We start from the raw sequence: 18,505 nt of genomic DNA, 5'->3' as shown, positions 1-18,505 counted from the left end.
CCCGGCCGGCCCTGAGGAGCCCCCGATGAGTGTTTCACTGGACGAGGTCGTCGGCGCGCTGCGCGCGTCCCTGCTCGACAACCAGAAGCTCAAGCAGCAGAACCAGCAGCTCACCGCCGCGCTCAGCGAGCCGGTGGCGATCATCGGTATGAGCTGCCGGTTCCCCGGCGGCGTCGGGTCGCCGGAGCAGTTGTGGGACCTGGTGGCCGCCGGCACCGACGCGATGTCGGCGTTCCCCGACGACCGGGGCTGGGACCTGGGGGCGCTCTACGACCCCGATCCCGACCCGGACAGCCGGGGCACGTCGTACGTGCGCGAGGGCGGGTTCCTCTACTCCGCCGGGGACTTCGACCCCGCCTTCTTCGGCATCAGTCCCCGCGAGGCCCTCGCGATGGACCCGCAGCAGCGGTTGCTGCTGGAGACCGCCTGGGAGGCGTTCGAGCGGGCCGGCATCGACCCGACCACGCTGCGCGGCGCGCCCACCGGCGTGTACGCGGCGACCAGCAGCCAGGGCGACTACGCCGCGCTGCTCACCGGGGTCAGCGGCGGCGTCGAGGGCTACCTCGGCACCGGTAGCGCCGCCGCCGTGGCCAGCGGCCGGATCTCGTACGCCCTGGGACTCGAGGGGCCGGCGGTCACCGTGGACACGGCGTGCAGCTCGTCCCTGGTCGCGTTGCATCTCGCCTGCCAGGCGCTGCGGCTGGGGGAGTGCACCATGGCGCTGGTCGGCGGGGTGTCGGTGATGGCCACCCCGACCGTCTTCGTGGAATTCTCCCGCCAGCGCGGCCTGTCCACCGACGGCCGGTGCAAGTCGTTCGCCGCCGCCGCCGACGGCACCGGCTGGTCCGAGGGGGCCGGCATGCTGCTGGTCGAGCGGCTCTCCGACGCCCGCCGCAACGGCCACCCGGTCCTGGCCGTGGTGCGCGGCAGCGCGGTCAACCAGGACGGGGCGAGCAGCGGGCTGACCGCCCCGAACGGCCCGTCCCAGCGGCGGGTGATCCGGCAGGCCCTGACCAACGCGGGGCTGACCGCCGACCAGGTGGACGTCGTCGAGGCGCACGGCACCGGCACGACGCTGGGCGACCCCATCGAGGCGCAGGCGTTGCTGGCCACGTACGGCAAGGACCGCCGCGCCGACCGGCCGTTGTGGCTGGGGTCGGTGAAGTCGAACATCGGGCACACCCAGGCGGCGGCGGGCGTCGCCGGGGTGATGAAGATGGTCCTGGCGATGCGGCACGGGGTGCTGCCGCCCACCCTGCACGTGGACGAGCCCACCCCGCACGTCGACTGGTCGGCCGGGGCGGTGTCCCTGCTGACCGGGGCGGAGCCGTGGCCGGAGACCGGGCAGCCGCGCCGGGCCGGGGTCTCCGCGTTCGGGATCAGCGGCACCAACGCGCACGTCATCATCGAGCAGGCCGCCGAAGCGGACACCGACGACGCCCGGCCGGCCGGTACGCCCGTCCCGCCGACCCCCTGGATCGTCTCCGCCCGCTCCGCGCCGGCCCTGGCCGGGCAGGCCCGGCGGCTGCTGGACCACCTGTCCGACCGCCCCGACCTGGCCCCGCCCGACGTGGCGTACTCGCTGGTCACCACCCGCGCGGCCCTGCCGCACCGGGCAGCGGTGGTCGGCGAGGACCGCGACGCGCTGCTGGCCGGTCTGCGCGCGGTCGCCGAGGAGCGCAACACCCCCGGCGTGGTACGCGGGGTGGCCCGCCCGGCCGGCAAGGTCGCCTTCCTCTTCACCGGCCAGGGCGCCCAGCGCCTCGGCATGGGCGCCGAGCTGTGCCGCCGGTTCCCGGTGTTCGCCGCCGCCTTCGACGAGGTCGCCGGGGAACTGGACCGGCACCTGAGCCGGCCGCTGCGGGAGGTGGTCTTCGCCGATCCCGACTCGCCCGAGGCGGCGCTGCTGGACCGTACCGAGTTCACCCAGCCGGCACTGTTCGCCTACGAGGTCGCCGCCTACCGGCTGGTCACGGCGTGGGGGCTGCGCCCGCAGCACCTGCTCGGCCACTCGGTCGGCGAGCTGGCCGCGGCGCACGTCGCCGGCGTGCTGTCGCTGGCCGACGCCGCGGCCCTGGTGGCCGCCCGGGGTCGGCTGATGCAGCAGCTGCCGGCCGGCGGGGCGATGCTGGCGGTGCGGGCGTCGGAGGCCGACGTGACCCCGCTGCTCGACGAGCGGGTGTCGCTGGCCGCCGTGAACGGCCCCCGGTCGGTGGTGCTCTCCGGCGACGAGGAGGCCGTGCTCGAGGCCGGTGCGCGGCTCGCCGCCGAGGGCCGGCGGTCCCGCCGGCTACGGGTCAGCCACGCCTTCCACTCGGCCCGGATGGACGCCATGCTGGCCGACTTCCGGGTCGTCGCGGAGAAGGTCACCTGGCATCCGCCGACCCTGCCGGTCGTCTCCGACCGCACCGGCGAGCCGCTCACCGCCGCCCAGGCCACCGACCCGGGCTACTGGGTCGACCACGTCCGGGACACCGTCCGCTTCCACGAGGGCGTCGCCACCCTGGCCGCCGCCGGCGTGGGGACCTTCCTGGAGCTCGGCCCCGACGGCGCCCTGACCGCGCTGGCCCGCGAGTGCCTGCCCGACGTCGAGCCGGCGGCCTTCGTGCCGCTCGGCCGCCGGGACCAGCCCGAGCCGGCCAGCCTGCTCGCCGCGCTCGCCGCCGTCGACCTGCGCGGCGCCGGGGTGGACTGGCCGGCCCTCTTCGCCGGCAGCGACGCCGCGCGCGTCGAGCTGCCCACCTACGCCTTCCACCACGAGCGGTACTGGCCGGATCCGCCCGCCGTCGACCTCCGTCAGCCCGCCGCGCCGAGCGACGACGAGGAGTTCTGGGCCGCCGTGACCCAGGACCGGCCGGCCGCGCTGGCCGCCGCGCTCGGCCTGGACGCCGACCGGCAGGAGGCGCTCGCCGAACTGCTGCCCGCCCTGGCGTCCTACCGGGACCGGCGGCGCCGTGGCTCCGCGCTGGACGGCCTGCGGTACCGCGCCGACTGGGTGCGCGTCGCCGCGCCCTCCGGCACCGCGCCCTCCGGCACCGCGACGACCGGCGGCTGCCTGGTGGTGGTCGGGACGCGGACCGACGCCACGGGCGTGCTGGCCGCACTGCGCGCCGAGGGACTGAACCCGGTGCTCGTGACCGTCAGCGACGACCCGGACGAGATCGCCCGGGCCGTCGCGCACGCCGGCGGCACCCCGTCGGTCGTGGTCTCGCTGCTGGCGGCGGAGGCCACGGGGACGGTCGCGCTGGCCGGGACGGCCGCGCTCGTCCGGGCCCTCGCCGGGGGCAGCGCGCCGGTGTGGACCGTGACCCGGGGCGCGGTGGCCGTCGACGCCGACGATGCCGCGCCCGGCGTCGCCGGCGCGTACCTCTGGGGCCTGGGTCGGGTGCTGGCGTTGGAACAGCCGCGCCTGTGGGGCGGGCTGGTCGACCTGCCGGCGGAGCCGGACGACGCCGCGCTCGCCGCGCTCGCCCGGCTCGTCGCGGCCGGCGGCGACGAGGACCAGCTGGCGGTGCGTTCCGGCGGGGTGTACGCGCGGCGGCTGTCGCGCGCCCCGGCCGGCACCGCCGCCGACGCGGACTGGCGGCCCCGGGGCGGTGTCCTGGTGCACGGGGGCGCGGCGGTGCGCACCCCGCACCTGCTGCGGTGGCTCGCCGACCGCGGCGCCACCCACCTCGTCCTCGCCGGTCCCGGGGCGCCCGCCGGCACGGTCGGCCCGGACGTCGCCGTCACCGTCGTCGACGACCTCGACGGGCTGCCCGAGGCGCTGGACCGGCTGGCCGACGCCGGGACCGTGGTCCGCACCGTCCTGCACGTCGCCGACTCCGACGGGGCCGGCGAACCGGTCGCGGCGCTGGACCCGCGCGACCTGGCCCACGCCGTGGCCGCCCGTACCGCCGGGGTGGAGCTGCTCGACCGGGCCTGCGCCGGCCGGCCGATCGACGAGTTCGTGGTCTTCACCTCCACCGCCGCCGTCTGGGGCAGCGGGGGAGCGGCGATCGCCGCTGCCGCCGGCGCCGGGCTGGAGGCGCTGGCCGCCGGCCGGCGCGCCGCCGGCCACCCGGCCACCGTCGTCGCGTGGGTGCCCTGGGCCGACGAGGTCACCGACCCGGCACAGCTGCGCCGCCGGGGGGTCCGTCCGCTCCCCGCCGAACTGGCCGTGGCCGCGTTGCAGCAGGCCGTGGGCCGCGGCGACGACCAGCTCGCGGTCGCCGACCTCGACTGGCCGGCGTTCGTGCCGGCCTTCACCGCCGTACGGCCCGCACCGCTGCTGCGCGGGGTGCCCGAGGCGGCGGCGGTCGCGGACTCCGACGCCGGCCCCGGTGGCGAGGCGACCGACCCGGCCGGGGCCTTCCGGGACCGGCTGGCCGGCACCCCGGCCGGCGATCGGCTCGGGATCCTGCTGGATCTGGTCCGCGCGCGCGTGGCCACGGTGCTCGGGCACGCCTCGCCCGGGGCGGTCGAGGCCGACCGGGACTTCCTGGAGCTCGGCTTCGACTCGCTGACCGCGCTGGAGCTGCGCGACGCGCTGTGCCAGGAGACCGGGGCGGAGCTGTCGGCCACCCTGCTCTTCGACCATCCGACCCCTACGGCGCTCGCCCGCCACCTGCTCGGTCAGCTCGGCGGCACGGGCGGGGACGGCGCGGACGACGCCGGGGGACCCGCTGCGGAGAGCTCCGGCGGCGGACTGCTCGGCGGGCTGTTCAACCAGCCGAAGGCGCGCGAGGATCCCGCCGGGTACGCCGAGCTCCTGGTCAAGCTCGCGCAGTTCCGACCCAGCTTCAGCGAGCCGGCGCAGCTCACCCGCCCGGCCGGCATCCTGCGGCTGGCCGAGGGCAGCGCCGCGGCGCAGCTGGTGTGCTGCTGCACCATGTCCCTGCTCTCCGGCGCCCACGAGTACGCCCGGCTCGCCGCCGGCTTCCGCGGGGTGCGCAACGTCTGGGCCCTGCCCAACCCCGGGTTCGGCGTGGGCGAGGAGTTGCCCGCCGACCTCGACGCCCTGCTGCGGGTGCACGCCGACACGGTGCTGCGCGCCGTCGGCGCCGGCCCGTTCGTGCTGGCCGGTCACTCGGGTGGCGCGATGGTGGCCAACCTGCTCGCCGGCGAGCTGGAACGCCAGGGCCGCTCGCCGGACGCGGTGGTGCTGATGGACACCTACCCGGCGAACAGCGAGGTGCTCGGCGGATGGGTGCCGCAGCTGCTCGACGGGATGATCGACCGGGAGACCGCGTACACGCCGATGGACGACTGGCGGACGACCGCGTGGGCCGGCTACCTGCCCCTGTTCCTGGACTGGCAGCCGTCCGAGATGGCGGCGCCGACCCTGCTGGTCCGGGCCAGCGAGCCGTTGGGGGAGTGGAACGGCGAGGAGGACGGCTGGCGGTCCCGCTGGCCCTACCCGCACGAGGTGGCGGACGCCGCCGGTGACCACTTCAGCATGGTCGCCGACCGGGGGCCGGAACTCGCCGGCACGCTCCAGCGGTGGCTGGCCGCGCGGGGTCTGTGACCGTTCCCGCCCCTGGCGTGCCCCTAGCGCCCCCTATCGGCGCACACACATCTATCGAACCGACGTTGCAGGACGGAGCATGACGACGTGGACGAGGCAGTGGTGGTCACGGAGCTGGTCAAGCGGTACCAGCCCAACATGCCACCGGCGGTGGACGGGCTGAGTTTCTCCGTCGCCGCCGGTGAGGTCTTCGGCCTGCTCGGGCCGAACGGGGCGGGCAAGACGACGACGATCGGGGTGCTGACCACTCGGGTGCGGGCCACCTCGGGCCGGGCCCGGGTGTGCGGCGCGGACGTGATCGGCGCGCCCGCTGTCGCGCGGCAGTTGCTGGCGGTCGTACCGCAGCGGGTGAACCTGGACCGGGCGCTGACCGTCCGGCAGAACCTGCTGTTCCACGCGGCGTACCACCGCGTGCCCCGGGCGGAGCGCATCCGGCGGGCGGACGAGCTGCTGGACCAGATGGGGCTCAAGGACTTCGCGAACCACCGCACCGACTTCCTGTCCGGCGGCCTCGCCCAGCGCACGATGATCGCCCGCGCGCTGATGCACTCGCCCCGGGTGCTCTTCCTCGACGAGCCGTCCGCGGGCCTCGACCCGCAGTCCCGGCTCTTCGTGCACGACCGGGTCGCCGAGCTGAAGCGGTCCGGGGTGACCGTGGTGGTCACCACGCACGACATGGACGAGGCGGAGAAGCTCTGCGACCGGGTCGGCATCGTCGACCACGGCAAGCTGCTCACCCTGGACACCCCGTCGGCGCTGACCCGTACGCTGCCGGGCAGCAGCACCCTGACCCTCGTGGTGACCCCCGGCGCCCCCGCCGAGCAGGTGCGGGTCGCGCTCGACGCGATCCCGGACGTGGAGCAGGTGGAACACTTCAAGGTGACCGCCCCGGCGCCCGTCGCCGCGCCGGCGTTCCCGGGCATGCCGGCGATGCCGATGCCCGCGCCGGCCCCCGACGCCCCCGTCGACCCGGACGCCCCGCTCTCCTTCCGGGTCTACACCAGCGGCCAGCCGGCCAACGCCATCCCGATGGCGATGAAGATCCTCGCCGACCTGGGCTGCGAGGTCCGTGACCTGAACATCGGCCAGCCCAGCCTGGAAGATGTCTTCATCCACCTGACCGGAAGGGAACTTCGGTGAGCGTCGCCGCCCCCGCCCCCCCGTCCGCGCCGTCGCCGGCCTCGTCGCCGCCGCCGGTGCGCGCGCTGGACCAGTTCGCCACGTTCCGGGCGGTGCTCTCGCGGGACCTGTTCGTCACCGGCCGGGAGCTGGTCGGCTTCCTGCTCCAGGTCTTCATCCAGCCGCTGTTCATGCTGTTGATCTTCGGCAAGGTGCTCAGCGACCTGGGCTACGCCAGCGACGACTTCTCCAACGTGCTGCTGCCCGGCGTCATCGCGCTGAACGCCTTCCTGATCGGCCTGGAGAACACCGCGCTGCCGATGATGATGGACTTCTCCTTCACCCGGGAGATCGAGGACCGCCTCCTGTCGCCCATGGCGATTCCGCTGGTGGCCCTGGAGAAGATCGTCTTCGGTGGCATCCGTGGCCTGATCGCCGGCGTGGTGCTGATCCCGGTCGGCATGCTCATGCTCGGTGTCACCTGGCCCTGGGCGGTCGTGCTCAAGGTGGTCGGGGTGTTGGCGATCGGCGCGCTGGTCGGCGCGGCGGTGGGCCTCGCCTTCGGCACGCTGGTGCCGACGCAGCACATCCAGATCATGTTCACCGTGGTGATGACCCCGATCATGTTCACCGGCGCGACCCAGTTCCCGCTGCTGGGCCTGGACTCGTTGCGCTGGTACCAGGTGATCTGCTCGTTGAATCCGCTCACCTACATCAGCGAGGCGACCCGGTCGCTCGTCGGCCCGCCCGGGGTCGAGTCGCTGCCGCTCTGGCTGTGCATGTGCGTCCTCACCGGGGTCTTCGTGGTGTTCTCGATGATCGGCATGCGCGGCTTCATGCGCCGCGCCGTGGACTAGCCGACAGGATCCGACCCGCCGATGGCCCGAGCCGCACCCGCGGCTCGGGCCATCCGCTATTTACCAGCGCAAATGCAGATCGGGTCACTCCTTCCGGATTTATCAGGAAGAAATTTCACCTGCTCGATGGGCATCGTCATGTCAGCCGTGGCAGGCTGTACGGACGGCGGTGGCTCATCCTTCCGGCTGCTTCGGAGTGGCAACCGTCCCCTCAGGGCTCCGCCGAACGTTGCCGCACCGACGAACGTCGGTGCCGGCCCGGCCGCAGACCGAACGGCTCCACGAACAGCCCGTCGGTGCGGCGTACTCCAGGGTCGGACGGCGCGGGTCGCCGCACAGGCGGAAAGGAGTGACGGACGGTGGACATGACCGGAAACGACCGTGACCGGGCGGTACTCGTCGTCGCCTACAACAGCGCGGGGATGTTCAACCCGCTGCTCAACGTCGCGGGCGAGTTGAAGGCCCGGGGCGTCGGGAACATCTGGTTCGCATCGACCGAGGACCGCCGGGCGGACGTCGAGGGACTGCGCGGGCCGGGCGAGGTCTCGTTCGTCTCGCTCGGCCCGGCCCGGCCGCAGTCGTCACCGGACAGCTGGGACGACGCGACGTACCGGCTGCTGACCACCGGCGACCGGGCTACCAGCTTCGCCCGGTACCTCGACGTCAGCACCGACTACGACCACGTACGTCAGCTCTACCGGCGCTGCCTCCAGGTCATCGACGAGGTCGGGCCGGTGGTGGCCGTGGTCGACAGCCTCGCGAGCTGGGCGATGGACGCGGCGCAGACCCGGCAGCTGCCCTTCGTGGTCAGCATCTCGCTGCCGCCGTCCAACTTCTTCCAGGAGCAGCTGCCGGCGCGCTACCCGGCCCCGTTCTCGGGGCTGCCGGAGCGGATGACGCCCCGGCAGCAGGCGGCCAACCTCGGCTTCCGCAACCGGCTGGTGCGGGCGCTGATGGAGCCGGACCGGCTGCGGCGCAGCCTCGCCGCCGTGGCCGACCGGAAGGCGGCCGGCATCCACAACCCGGAGATGCGCCCGGCCGGCTACGTCGAGGCCGCCGAGGCGCTCATGGCGTACACGGTCTTCGGCTTCGAGTACCCCTTCGCGACCGCCCCGGAGAAGCTGCGGATGCTCGGTCCCGTCGTGCCCCGGGAACTGCCGCCGGCCGACGGCGACGACGAGCTGACCCGGTGGCTCGACGCGCACCCCTCGGTGGTCTACGTCGGCTTCGGCACCATCATGCGACTGTCGCGCGGCCAGGTGGACGCGATCGTCGAGATCACCGACCGGCTCGGGCCCGAACACGCCGTGCTGTGGAAGGTGCCCGCCCGCCAGCAGCACCTCCTCCCGCCGGCGCGGCGGCTGCCGGGCAACCTGCGGGTGGAGGCGTGGGTGCCGTCGCAGCACCGGGTGCTGGCCCACCCGCACGTGCGGGTCTTCTTCAACCACGGCGCCGCCAACGCCATCCACGAGGCCGTCCACTTCGCCGTGCCGCAGCTGGTGATGCCGTTCTGGCTGGACTGCCCCGACGGGGCGGTGCGCGCGGTCGACAGCGGGGTGGCCCTGTCCGTCGAGCGCGCCGACTCGCCGGACGTCGAGGACGTCCTGGCCAAGCTCGCGCGGCTGCTGGGCGAGGAGACGTTCCGGGCGCGGGCGCAGCTGTGGAGCCGGCGGATGCGGCAGGCCGGCGGGGTCACCGCCGCCGCCGACCTCGTGCTCGAACACCGCGACGAGGCGGCGGCCCGTCGTACCGTCGGGCTGGCCGTCGGCTGAACTCCCGGTCGCCGTACGCGTCGTGGGGGCGCGGTGGGCCACACCCACCGCGCCCCCGCGACGTCGGTCAGGACGCGGCGCCCTGGGTCTCGTCGGCCAGCGCCTCCGCGTACGCGACGAGCCGGGACGGCAGGTCGGTGCGCCGCTTGACGTCGAGCTTGCGGTAGACCCGGGTCAGGTGCTGCTCCACCGTGCTCACGGTGATGAAGAGCTTGCTGGAGATCTGCCGGTTGGTGTGCCCCTGGGCGGCCAGCGCGGCGACCCGGCGTTCGGCGTCGCTCAGCCCGTCGTCCGGCTCCTGCAACTCGGCGGCGGCCGGGTACGCCGGCAGCCCGCTGCCCGGCTCCCGGCGGATCAGCCGCTGGGCCAGCACCGATGCGCCGCAGTCCTGGGCGAGCTGGTACGCCCGGCGGACGAGCAGCCGGGCACGGGCGGAGTCCCCGGCACGTTGGAGCGTCTGGCCGGTGTCGCCGAGGGCCCGGACGAGTTCCAGCCGGTCGCCGCTGGACTGGAGCAGGTTGACCGCCTCGGAGAGCAGCTTGCGCCGGTGGTCCTGGGCGGCGGTGGTGGCGAGCAGCCGGAGCGTCCGGCCCCGGGTGCGGTCGTCGACCCCGTGCGGCACCCGCAGCTGCTCCTGGAGAAGCTGCGTGGCCTGCGTCTTGTTGCCGACGCTGAGCTGCACCCGGGCCAGCTCCAGCCGCCACGGCACCAGCCCGGCCGCGTCGATGCCCCAGGCGCGCATCAGCTCGCCGCACCGGCGCAGGTCGGTGGTGGCGGCGTGCGGCCGGCGTACGGCCAGGTGGTGCCGGGCCCGGGCGGCCAGGTAGTGCAGGCCCAGCGGGGTGCGGAACATGCCGGGCGGGACGGGGTGGGCGAGCCACCGTTCGGCCTCGGAGAACCGACCCGACTCGGTCGCGCAGGCGACCAACGTGGCCAGCGGGCCGGCGATGGCCACCCCCCAGGCAGGGGCGGGCATGTCCTCCAGGGCCGCCCGCGCGTGGTGCTCCGCGCCGGGCAGGTCGCCGACGCGCAACGCCGCCTCCGCCCGGACCGCCCGGATGACGGCCCGCCACACCGGGGCGTGCTGGACCACCGGACGGCCGAGCAGCACGTCCCCCCAGACCGCGGCCCGGTCGGACCGACCCGCCCAGAGCAGCGCCAGCAGGGGAGCGGTCAGCAGACCCAGTGCGCCGTCGTCCGTGTGGTGGCGCTGGAGAAGCTGCTCGGCGGTTGCCACGGTGTCGTTGTCCGCGGCCGGCGTCAGCGCGGTGCCGAGCACCGTCACCGCCTGGAGCAGCGGGCTGATCGTGGTCGGCGCGCTCGCCGCCCGGCTCCAGGCGCTCGGGGTCTCCCGCACGGTGGCCAGGTGCTCCGGGTGGGAGAGGGAGACCAGCAGCGGCATCATCCGCAGGCGGCCGGCGGTGCCGGCCGGGCCGTGCTCCTCGTCCGTCGGGAAGGCGCTGACCGCCTCGGTGGCCTCGTCCACCCGCCCCTGCCACAGCAGGTAGGGCACGGCGGACAGGCCCGCGTCGGTGGACCACCCGGCGGCCCGGGCCGTCTCCACCAGCTCGGTCAGCTGCCCGTTCACGGCCAGCGGGTTGAGCTGCCAGCGGGCGTTCACCAGCATCTCGGTGGTGGCGGTGCGCTGCTGCGCGTCCACCGGGGCGCGGGAGACCAGGCGCAGGCACGCGGCGGCCACGTCGGGCCGGCCCGACGCCAGCGCGTGGCCGGCGGCGTCCTGGAGCACCGGCACGCCCCAGGGCGCGCTCGCCGAGCCGGCCGCCACCAGGTGCTCGGCGACCACGCTCGGCTCGGCGCCGTGGTCGTGCAGCACCTCGGCGGCGCGCTGGTGCAGGCCCCGCCGTTCGTCGGCCGACATGTCGCCCAGGATCGACCGCAGGATGCGCGGGTGGCGCAGCTGGTCGCCCTCCATCAGGCCCGAGGTGCGCAGCACCCGTACCGCCGGGGCCGTCGACTCGGGCACCACGTCGAGGAGGTGGCCGAGCAGGTCGGTCGTCGCGGGCCGGTTGAGCACCGCGAGTGCCTGCGCCACCCGGCGCACCCCCGGCTCGTGCCGGTACAGGCAGCCGAGCACCGCCTGGTCGAACGCGTCGCCGACCGGCGGACCGTACTCGTCGTTCGTCTCCGCGCCGGCCTGCTCCTCGAGCAGCGCCCGGGTGAGCAGCGGATTGCCGCCGGTCATGCGGACGCAGCGTTCCGCCGTCCGCCGGGCGTCGGCGTTGTCGGCCTCGCCGCCGACCAGCCGGGCGACCGCGTCGACGGTCAGCGGCGGCAGGCCGATGCGGGAGAAGTGCGGCTGGCTGAGCAGCTCGGCGCGGAACAGCGGGTGCGGCGGGCGCAGCGTCGAGGCCTCCGCGAGCACGACCATGATCCGGGCGTGGCGCAGCCGGCGGGTCACGTAGAGAAGGCAGTGCAGCGAGGCCGGGTCCGCGTGGTGCACGTCGTCGACGACGAGGACCAGGGGGCCGGCGGCGGTCAGGTCGAGCAGGGTGGCGAAGAGACCGTGCAGCAGGGGGGCCCAGGCCCGGTCGCCGTCGGCCGCCTCAGCGCCGGGCTCGGGCAGCGGTACGGCGAAGGTGGCGTCCCGCATCAGCTTCTCGACCCGGGCCGCGGCCTCCGGCGTGAGCCGTGCACTGTGGAACAGCTGCCCGACCACTCCCAGGTGGAGCCCGCGCTCGGCCCGGGAGCCGGCGGCGCTCATCACCTGCCCGCCGGCACCCGCCGCCCACTCGCTGAACGACTCCAGCAGGCTCGTCTTGCCGCTGCCCACGGCGCCGGTGACCAGCGCGACGTGTCCGCGCTGCTGGTCCTCACAAGCCCGGAACGCGCGCCGGAGACGGGTCGTCTGTTCCTCTTGCTGCACCAACACCAACGTGTCAGCCCTTCTCCTACGCGGCGCGGGACCGGGAACCCCGGTGTTGCCGACGCCGCCTCCCCCTTGCCGGACAGCCGCCCCTCCACCCGCGTCTTCCGGGTAGGGGTGGAGCGCACCGGGCCGCCGTGCCGGGTGGACCTGGAAATCTTTCGCCGGACCGGGGTTTTCGCCGTACGGTCCGGGTGCTCAGGGGAGTCTGGCACCGGCGTGGGTGTGCGACAACGGGCGCGAGACCCCATGGTTTCGCGCACAAACCTGCGGCCCTGAAACGCATTTAGGGGTTGCGCGAAGCGCGATGAAGGGGTGTCGGACTCGACCCGGCGGGGGAGATGGCGACACGGTGAGGGGCTGGTGTCCGGTGTGCGGCTTGATGGTGTCACATCGGGCTTCGCCACGCACGCCCGGTTGCACGCTCAGTGCTGGGATGTGGACACCCGGCGACGATCGGCGCAGGTGGCGGCCCGACCCCAACCTCCACAGTCGACCTCCGACGACCTCCGACGACCGGCGCGAGCCGGAGCAGGCGGCGGCGGACGGCCGGCGGCGGACGGCCGGCGGCGGCTTACACCGTGGTGGCCGCGGGTGCCGGACGACGTCGTCGCGCGGACCTCGTGCGACCGCGGGTCGACGAACCGGTCCGGGGACGGGCCCGGGAGATCACGGCCGGCGGTGAGCCGCGGCCGGGACGGTCGGTGAGGGCCGGAGCGGTGGTCGACCGGCGGAGGTCAGCGCGGCCGGGGCCCGGCGGGCCGTTGGCCCGGGTCGTCCCTGCCTCGCGGCGGCGGGTCCAGGACCGTCGCGCCGGGTCGGTTCATGCGCAGCCGGGCGGCCAGCTCGCTGCGCGAGTTGACGTCCAACTTCCGGTAGATCCGGGTCAGCCGCTGCTCGATGGCGCTGACGGTCAGGAAGAGCTTCTCGGCGATCTCGCGGTTGGTGTGGCCCTGGGCGGCCAGGGTGGCCACGTTGCACTCCGCGTCGGTCAGTCCTCGGACGACGGCCGTCGCGCCGGCGCTCTCGGCGCTGCCGCTCCGGGCGGAGAGGCCGGGTCGCAGCATCGGGATTCCGCACTCCTCGGCGAGGACCCGGGCCGACCGCGCCGCGACGCGGGCCTGCCGCCGGTCGCCGGCCTGCTGGTAGGCCTGACCGAGGTCGGCCAGGTTGTGCGCCAGCTCCATCCGGTCGCCGCACTGCCGCAGCAGTCGGACGGCGCTGCGCAGGTGCGGGATCCGGTCCGGCCCGTCCTCCGTGGCGGCCAGGACCCGCAGGGCGGCGGCCCGGTGCCGTACGTGCACGGGCCGTAGCCGGGCCAGCTCTTCGCGGACCAACCTGCCGGCCTGCTGGCGGCGACCCATCCGGAGCAACGCCCGCGCCGACTCGGTCCGCCACGGGACGAGGCCCGAGAAGTCCAGCCGCCAGCGGTTCATCAGCTGCCCGCAGAGCTGGAAGTCGGCCAGGGCCGCCTCCGGGCTTCCCGCGGCGAGGGCGTGCATCCCGCGGGCCTGCAGGTAGTGCAGCCCGATCGGGGTCTCGAACATCGCCGGGGGCACCGGCATCTGGAGGGTGGTCGCCGCCGCGTCGAGCTGGTCCATGAAGGTGAGGGCCCGTACCCGGACGGCGAGCGGTATCCCGATCGCTACTCCCCAGCCCTTCGGCGAGAGCTGACCGAGCGCCTCGTCGGCCAGTTTCTCGGCGCGGGGCAGGTCGCCGAGCCGTCCGGCGACGGCCGCCCGGAGGGCCGCGAGCGTCGCCGACGGGGTGGGGTAGCGCGGGGTGGCGGGGTTGCGGCCCAGCCGGTCGCACCAGTCGTCGGCCAGGTCCAGCCGGTCGGCGTAGATCATGGCGATGAGTGCGCAGACGGCGGTCCACATGTTCGGTTCGTCGTCCAGCCCGGTGGTGGACAGCGCCCGCTCGGCCTGCTCGACCGCGCTGGCGTCACCGCGGTCGAGCACGGCGGACAGCAGGGTGGCGCCCTCGATCCCGCGCTTGACCTTGGCCAGCGTGAGTGGGTCCCGGGCGGCCACGGCGGGTGCGGGGCGGTCGACCATCACGCCGGGGTAGAGGGTCGACATCCAGCCCGTGGTGACGAGCAGTTCGGCGGCGGATCTCGGGTCGACGCTGTCCGCCCGTTCGCTCAGGTGGTTGACGAGATCGACGGCCTTGTCGATCTCGCCGTGCCAGAGCAGGTAGTGGATGGCAGCGGCGGCCTGCTGGCTGCCGAGGTGCCCGGCGCGGATGGCGGTGACGACGCCGACCAGGTGGGGGATCGCGGCCTGCGGGTCGAGACGCCACTCGGCGCGGGCCAGCGCGGAACGGATCCGCGCCCGCAGGCATTCGCCGGCGCAGCTTCGGTGCGCGCGGCGCAGGTAACGCAGTGCGGTCTCCATCTCGCCGTCGCGCAACGCCTGCTCGCCCGCGTCCAGCAGGGTCTGCGCCATCCAGGGCTCGGCCAGCTCGTCGATCCCGACCAGATGCGGCGCGATCCGGGCCGGGGCCGCGCCGTCGTCGTGCAGCAGGCAGGCCGCCTCCAGATGCAGCCGTGCGCGTTCCTCGGCGGTCATGCCGTCGAGGACGGCCTGGCTCACCGCCGGATGGCGCAGCCCCTGCTCGGTGATCAGTCCCGCGCTGGTCGAGTCGTCGATCGCTCCGAGCGCGGCCCGTGACCGTGCGTCGACGAGGTGGGGCAGCAGGTTGCCGTGCAGCGGCTCGCCGGTCACGGCCAGCACCCGGGCGGCGTTGAGCACCAGTTGGTCGCAGCGGTACAGGCAGCTGAGCACGGCCTCCCGGAACGACTCCCCGACCACGGGACGGTCGGCGAGCCGGGGCGCGGCCGCCTGGTCCTCGGCGAGCGCCTGCACCAGCAGCGGGTTACCGCCGCTGATCCGATGGCTCTCCTCGGCGATGGTGCGGGCGACCGGAACGCCGAGTCGTCGGGCGAGCAGTTGGAACGTCCCGTCGGCGGTGAGCAGCGGCAGCCGGATGCGCTGCAGCCGCGCGGGTTGCAGCAGCTCGGCGTGGACGTCGGGCCGCCACGGCCGGGTGCGCGGCGCCTCCGTCAGGATGATCAGTACGGGTAGCCCGGAGATCCGTCGAGCCACGTAGTCGAGGCAACGCAGCGACGGCACGTCGGCGTGGTGGACGTCGTCGACCGCGATGACCAGCGGCCCCTGCGCGGTCATCTCCAGCAGGGCCCCACCGATCGCGGCGGTGGCCAGGGCGGTGTCCTCGTGGTCCGTGTCGTCGGCGTCGGTCCAGGTGAGGGCGCCCGCGTCCAGCAGCCGCCCGAGGCGGGCCCAGAGGTCGGGGTTACCGGCTCCACTCAACGGCGCCGCCCGCACGAGCTGCCGGATGACCTCCAGCGGGACGGTGCGTTCGGCGCGGGAGGCACTCGCGCCGAGGACCCGCGCCCCGGAGTCGCAGGCCCGCCGGGCGAAGGTCTGCAACAGCGTGGTCTTGCCGGAGCCGACCGGGCCGGTCAGCACGGCGACGGTCCGGTTGGTCGGGGGGGCCTCGCTGCGGGACAGGTCCGTCAGCCGGCGTTCCAGCATGCTGAGCAGGCACGACCGCTCGGTCAGCTCCATCGACACGGCCCCCGGAGGAGCGTGCGGTCCGCGGTCACCGGAGGGGCCGCCCGCCCTGCGCGCCCCTGGAACTCGACGAAATCGGAGACCGGCAATTCTTGACCCATTCCATTATTAGCAAATATAGACGACCGTCGAGCATGGCCGGTGAACCATCGACCGACTTGACCGGCTGGCGACTCCGGGTCGCGCCCCCACCAGCGTCGGCGATAATTCCCCAGCCCCTCCGGGTCGGCCTTCCCCCTATCGACCACCGTGATGGTGGGAGTATGGCAGTTCGGCAATTGGGCGGCAAGCCGAGGTTTGTAAAGGATGGGCAAACATCGGTTCTGTCTCGCGTCGGCCCGAGCTGGCTTCGTGCGTACGGGCGACAGCGGAAAGTCGCCGGGCGGTCCCGTAACGTGACAGTATGCCGCCGTGGCCCATTGGTCGCGCCTTTTCCGGCCCGCTCGGCGATTGGCGGACGCGTTCTTGCGTGCTAGGCGTCCGGTGCGTGTCCACGTCGTCACCGCGACGGGGCTCCGTCGTTGGCCCGTCGGTGGCGAAGCCGCCTCCCGTCGGCGGCCGTCCTGCGTCGGGCGGGCCGGAAGTCCTCGACGTCATCCCGGGTAAGCGCTGCTCAACTCAGTGTCAACATGGCCGGCGGGCGGCCCGGTGGCCATGGGCGCGGTGCGGTCCGGCGTGGGAGCGCTGACGGTCGGAGGGGGGTCGGGGGTGCCTGCCGGCCCGTTGGCCCGGACCGGCGACGAGAGGCTCCGGGGCGCGGGCGGGCGGCTCGACAATTGTTAAAGGTTCCCGATTGTTGCGGCGTGCGACATCGCCTGCCCGAAGTGCGACTGCGGGCCGCCGGGCCGTCCGGGATCGGGACTCGGCGCGCGTCGCCGAAGCGCCGAGCGATTCGGACCTTTGGGAAATTCACCGATTATGTTGTTAAAAAAGAATTATGCGCCCAGGGGCCTGTCGGTGGGCGTCGGTGTTGCTGCGTGAACGACGGAATAGGGTTGGATAAGTGTAACGGACATCAATGTCGCGGTGATCCTTTGCTGCCGATCCACAATTTCCCGTCAAAAGCCGGCTCCAATGTCCACCACTGTTGGCGATTCATCGTCCATCCATAGTGTCGGCCATCGGAAAGGGTGGTCCGGCCCGCCGCTGCCGAAAACCGGACGAGATCCTGTCCTACCTGGCCTGTCGGCCTCGCAGGGGACCCGGTCCGGGCAGCTAGGGGTTGTGCCGGGCCGATAGCCCGGCCTAATTTCGGGGCACCCGTTTCCAGCATCGGGATAGTCGGATATGGGGCCGTGCCCCGTGACCTGAAGGGTTCTGTGGCCGTCGTGATGTTCCACCTGCCGCCGCGACTCGTTGCCGCCCTCCGCAGGGGATAGCGCAGATGACACTGCTGCCGGCGCTGCGGGGATTCGGCGCGGACCGGGCCGATGCGGTCACGGTGGCCGGCGGCACGCTCTCCAGCGAGGCCCTGCTCGGCTGCGTCACCGCGGTCGCCGACCGGATCAGGGGTGCGGTCGCGGTCGCCGTCGACGGCACGCCGACCCTGGAGACGGTGGTGGGAATGCTCGGCGCCGTCCACGCGGGCGTCCCGCTCGTACCACTGCCCCCCGACGCGGACGAGTACGAACGGGGCCGCATCCTGCGGCAGTCCGGGGCGACGGCGCTCCTCGGCCGCAACCGGTCCGACACCCACCGGCTGCCCACCGTCCCGGTCGACCTGCGGGAGCGCTCCTCGACACCGCACCCCGAGCCGGCGCCGGGCACCGACGCGGTCATCCTCTACACCGGGGGCGCCGGCGGGCCGTCGCGCGGGGTACGCATCTCGCGCCGCGCCATCGCCGCCGACCTCGACCTGCTGGCCGACGCGTGGCGGTGGAACGAGGAGGACGTCGTGGTCCAGGGCGCGCCGCTGTTCCGGGCGTACGGCCTGGTCGTCGGCCTGCTCGGCGCGTTGCGGGTCGGCAGCCGCTTCGTCCATCTCGACCGCAACGCCGCCGCCGGACCGGTCGGCACCATGTACCTGGGGTTGCCCGAGCAGTGGGCGAAGATCGCGCTGAACGCCCGGTGGGCCCGGTCGTTGTCGGCGGCGCGGATCCTGATCTCCGCGGACGCCCCGCTGGCCTGCGCCGTGGCCGAACGTCTCCGGCTGCTCACCTCGCACACGCCGGTCCAGGCGTACGGCACCACCGAGACGCTCATCGCGCTGACCGGGCGGGCCGACGACCGCACGGTCGCCGGTGCCGTCGGCACCCCCCTGCCCGGGGTGGAGACCCGGGTGCTGGACCGCGAGGCCCGACCGGTGCCGGCCGACGGCGAGTCGGTCGGCGAGTTGAGCATCTGCGGACCGACGCTGTTCAGCGGCTACGTCGAGGGCGGGCGGGCTCATGCCGCCGGTCACTGGCACGCCACCGGCGACCTGGCCACCGTGGCCGCCGACGGCTCGTACCGGATAATCGGCCGGCGCGGGCTCGACGTGCTGCACTGCCGGGGCCGGCGGATGCACGCCGGGCAGATCGAGGAGGCGTTGCTGAGCCATCCCGGCGTCCGGGAGGCCGCCGTCGTCGGCACGCCGCACGACGCGCTCGGCGAGCAGGTCACCGCGTACGTCGTCGCCGAGGGGTTGACCGCGCAGGTGCTCATCGACCACGTCGGCCGGTACCTCTCCGCGGGTCAACGGCCCCGGCGGGTGCACTTCGTCGACGAGCTGCCGCGCAGCGCGCTCGGCCGGATCAGGAAGTCCCTGCTGATCGCCGCCGGTTGAGCCGACC

At 74.3% G+C, this 18,505-nt stretch carries 7 protein-coding genes; 5 read left to right on the top strand and 2 right to left on the bottom strand.

Going from position 1 to position 18,505, the window contains the following annotated elements; translation table 11 throughout:
• The first annotated feature begins 25 nt into the window (after positions 1 to 25).
• The 4 genes from EV374_RS28720 (at position 26) to EV374_RS28705 (ending at position 9,254) form a co-directional block, all read left to right on the top strand.
• A complete protein-coding gene (locus EV374_RS28720; RefSeq protein ID WP_132240283.1) occupies positions 26 to 5,506 on the top strand; it encodes a type I polyketide synthase in 5,481 nt (1,826 codons plus the stop codon).
• Between the two features lie 87 nt (positions 5,507 to 5,593).
• Positions 5,594 to 6,646: an ABC transporter ATP-binding protein gene (locus EV374_RS28715; RefSeq protein WP_132240282.1), complete on the top strand. Its 1,053-nt coding sequence runs from the start codon at positions 5,594 to 5,596 to the stop codon at positions 6,644 to 6,646.
• Positions 6,643 to 7,482: an ABC transporter permease gene (locus tag EV374_RS28710; RefSeq protein WP_132240281.1), complete on the top strand. Its 840-nt coding sequence runs from the start codon at positions 6,643 to 6,645 to the stop codon at positions 7,480 to 7,482. Before EV374_RS28715 ends, EV374_RS28710 begins: the two co-directional genes overlap by 4 nt.
• Before the next feature lie 365 nt (positions 7,483 to 7,847).
• Positions 7,848 to 9,254: a glycosyltransferase gene (locus tag EV374_RS28705; RefSeq protein WP_132240280.1), complete on the top strand. Its 1,407-nt coding sequence runs from the start codon at positions 7,848 to 7,850 to the stop codon at positions 9,252 to 9,254.
• Between the two features lie 67 nt (positions 9,255 to 9,321).
• On the opposite strand, the gene EV374_RS28700 is transcribed toward EV374_RS28705, so the two are convergent.
• Positions 9,322 to 12,138, bottom strand: coding sequence for a helix-turn-helix transcriptional regulator (locus EV374_RS28700; RefSeq protein ID WP_486486017.1), 2,817 nt, complete (start codon positions 12,136 to 12,138; stop codon positions 9,322 to 9,324).
• 737 nt (positions 12,139 to 12,875) lie between these two features.
• Positions 12,876 to 15,728, bottom strand: coding sequence for a helix-turn-helix transcriptional regulator (locus EV374_RS28695; protein WP_132240293.1), 2,853 nt, complete (start codon positions 15,726 to 15,728; stop codon positions 12,876 to 12,878).
• Positions 15,729 to 17,118: 1,390 nt separating this feature from the next.
• Between EV374_RS28695 and EV374_RS28690 the strand changes: the two genes are divergently transcribed.
• Positions 17,119 to 18,498, top strand: coding sequence for an AMP-binding protein (locus EV374_RS28690; protein WP_132240278.1), 1,380 nt, complete (start codon positions 17,119 to 17,121; stop codon positions 18,496 to 18,498).
• The last annotated feature ends 7 nt before the right edge of the window (positions 18,499 to 18,505 follow it).

The sequence above is a fragment of the Micromonospora sp. CNZ303 genome (assembly GCF_004345505.1).
Note: the sequence above shows the minus strand (reverse complement) of the source record. Positions and strands in the feature narration are given on the sequence as shown.

Coding starts and splice junctions, on each gene's coding strand:
- EV374_RS28695 (WP_132240293.1), bottom strand. CDS start 15,728: ATGGAGCTGACCGAGCGGTCGTGCCTGCTCAGCATGCTGGAACGCCGG.
- EV374_RS28720 (WP_132240283.1), top strand. CDS start 26: ATGAGTGTTTCACTGGACGAGGTCGTCGGCGCGCTGCGCGCGTCCCTG.
- EV374_RS28705 (WP_132240280.1), top strand. CDS start 7,848: ATGACCGGAAACGACCGTGACCGGGCGGTACTCGTCGTCGCCTACAAC.
- EV374_RS28690 (WP_132240278.1), top strand. CDS start 17,119: ATGACACTGCTGCCGGCGCTGCGGGGATTCGGCGCGGACCGGGCCGAT.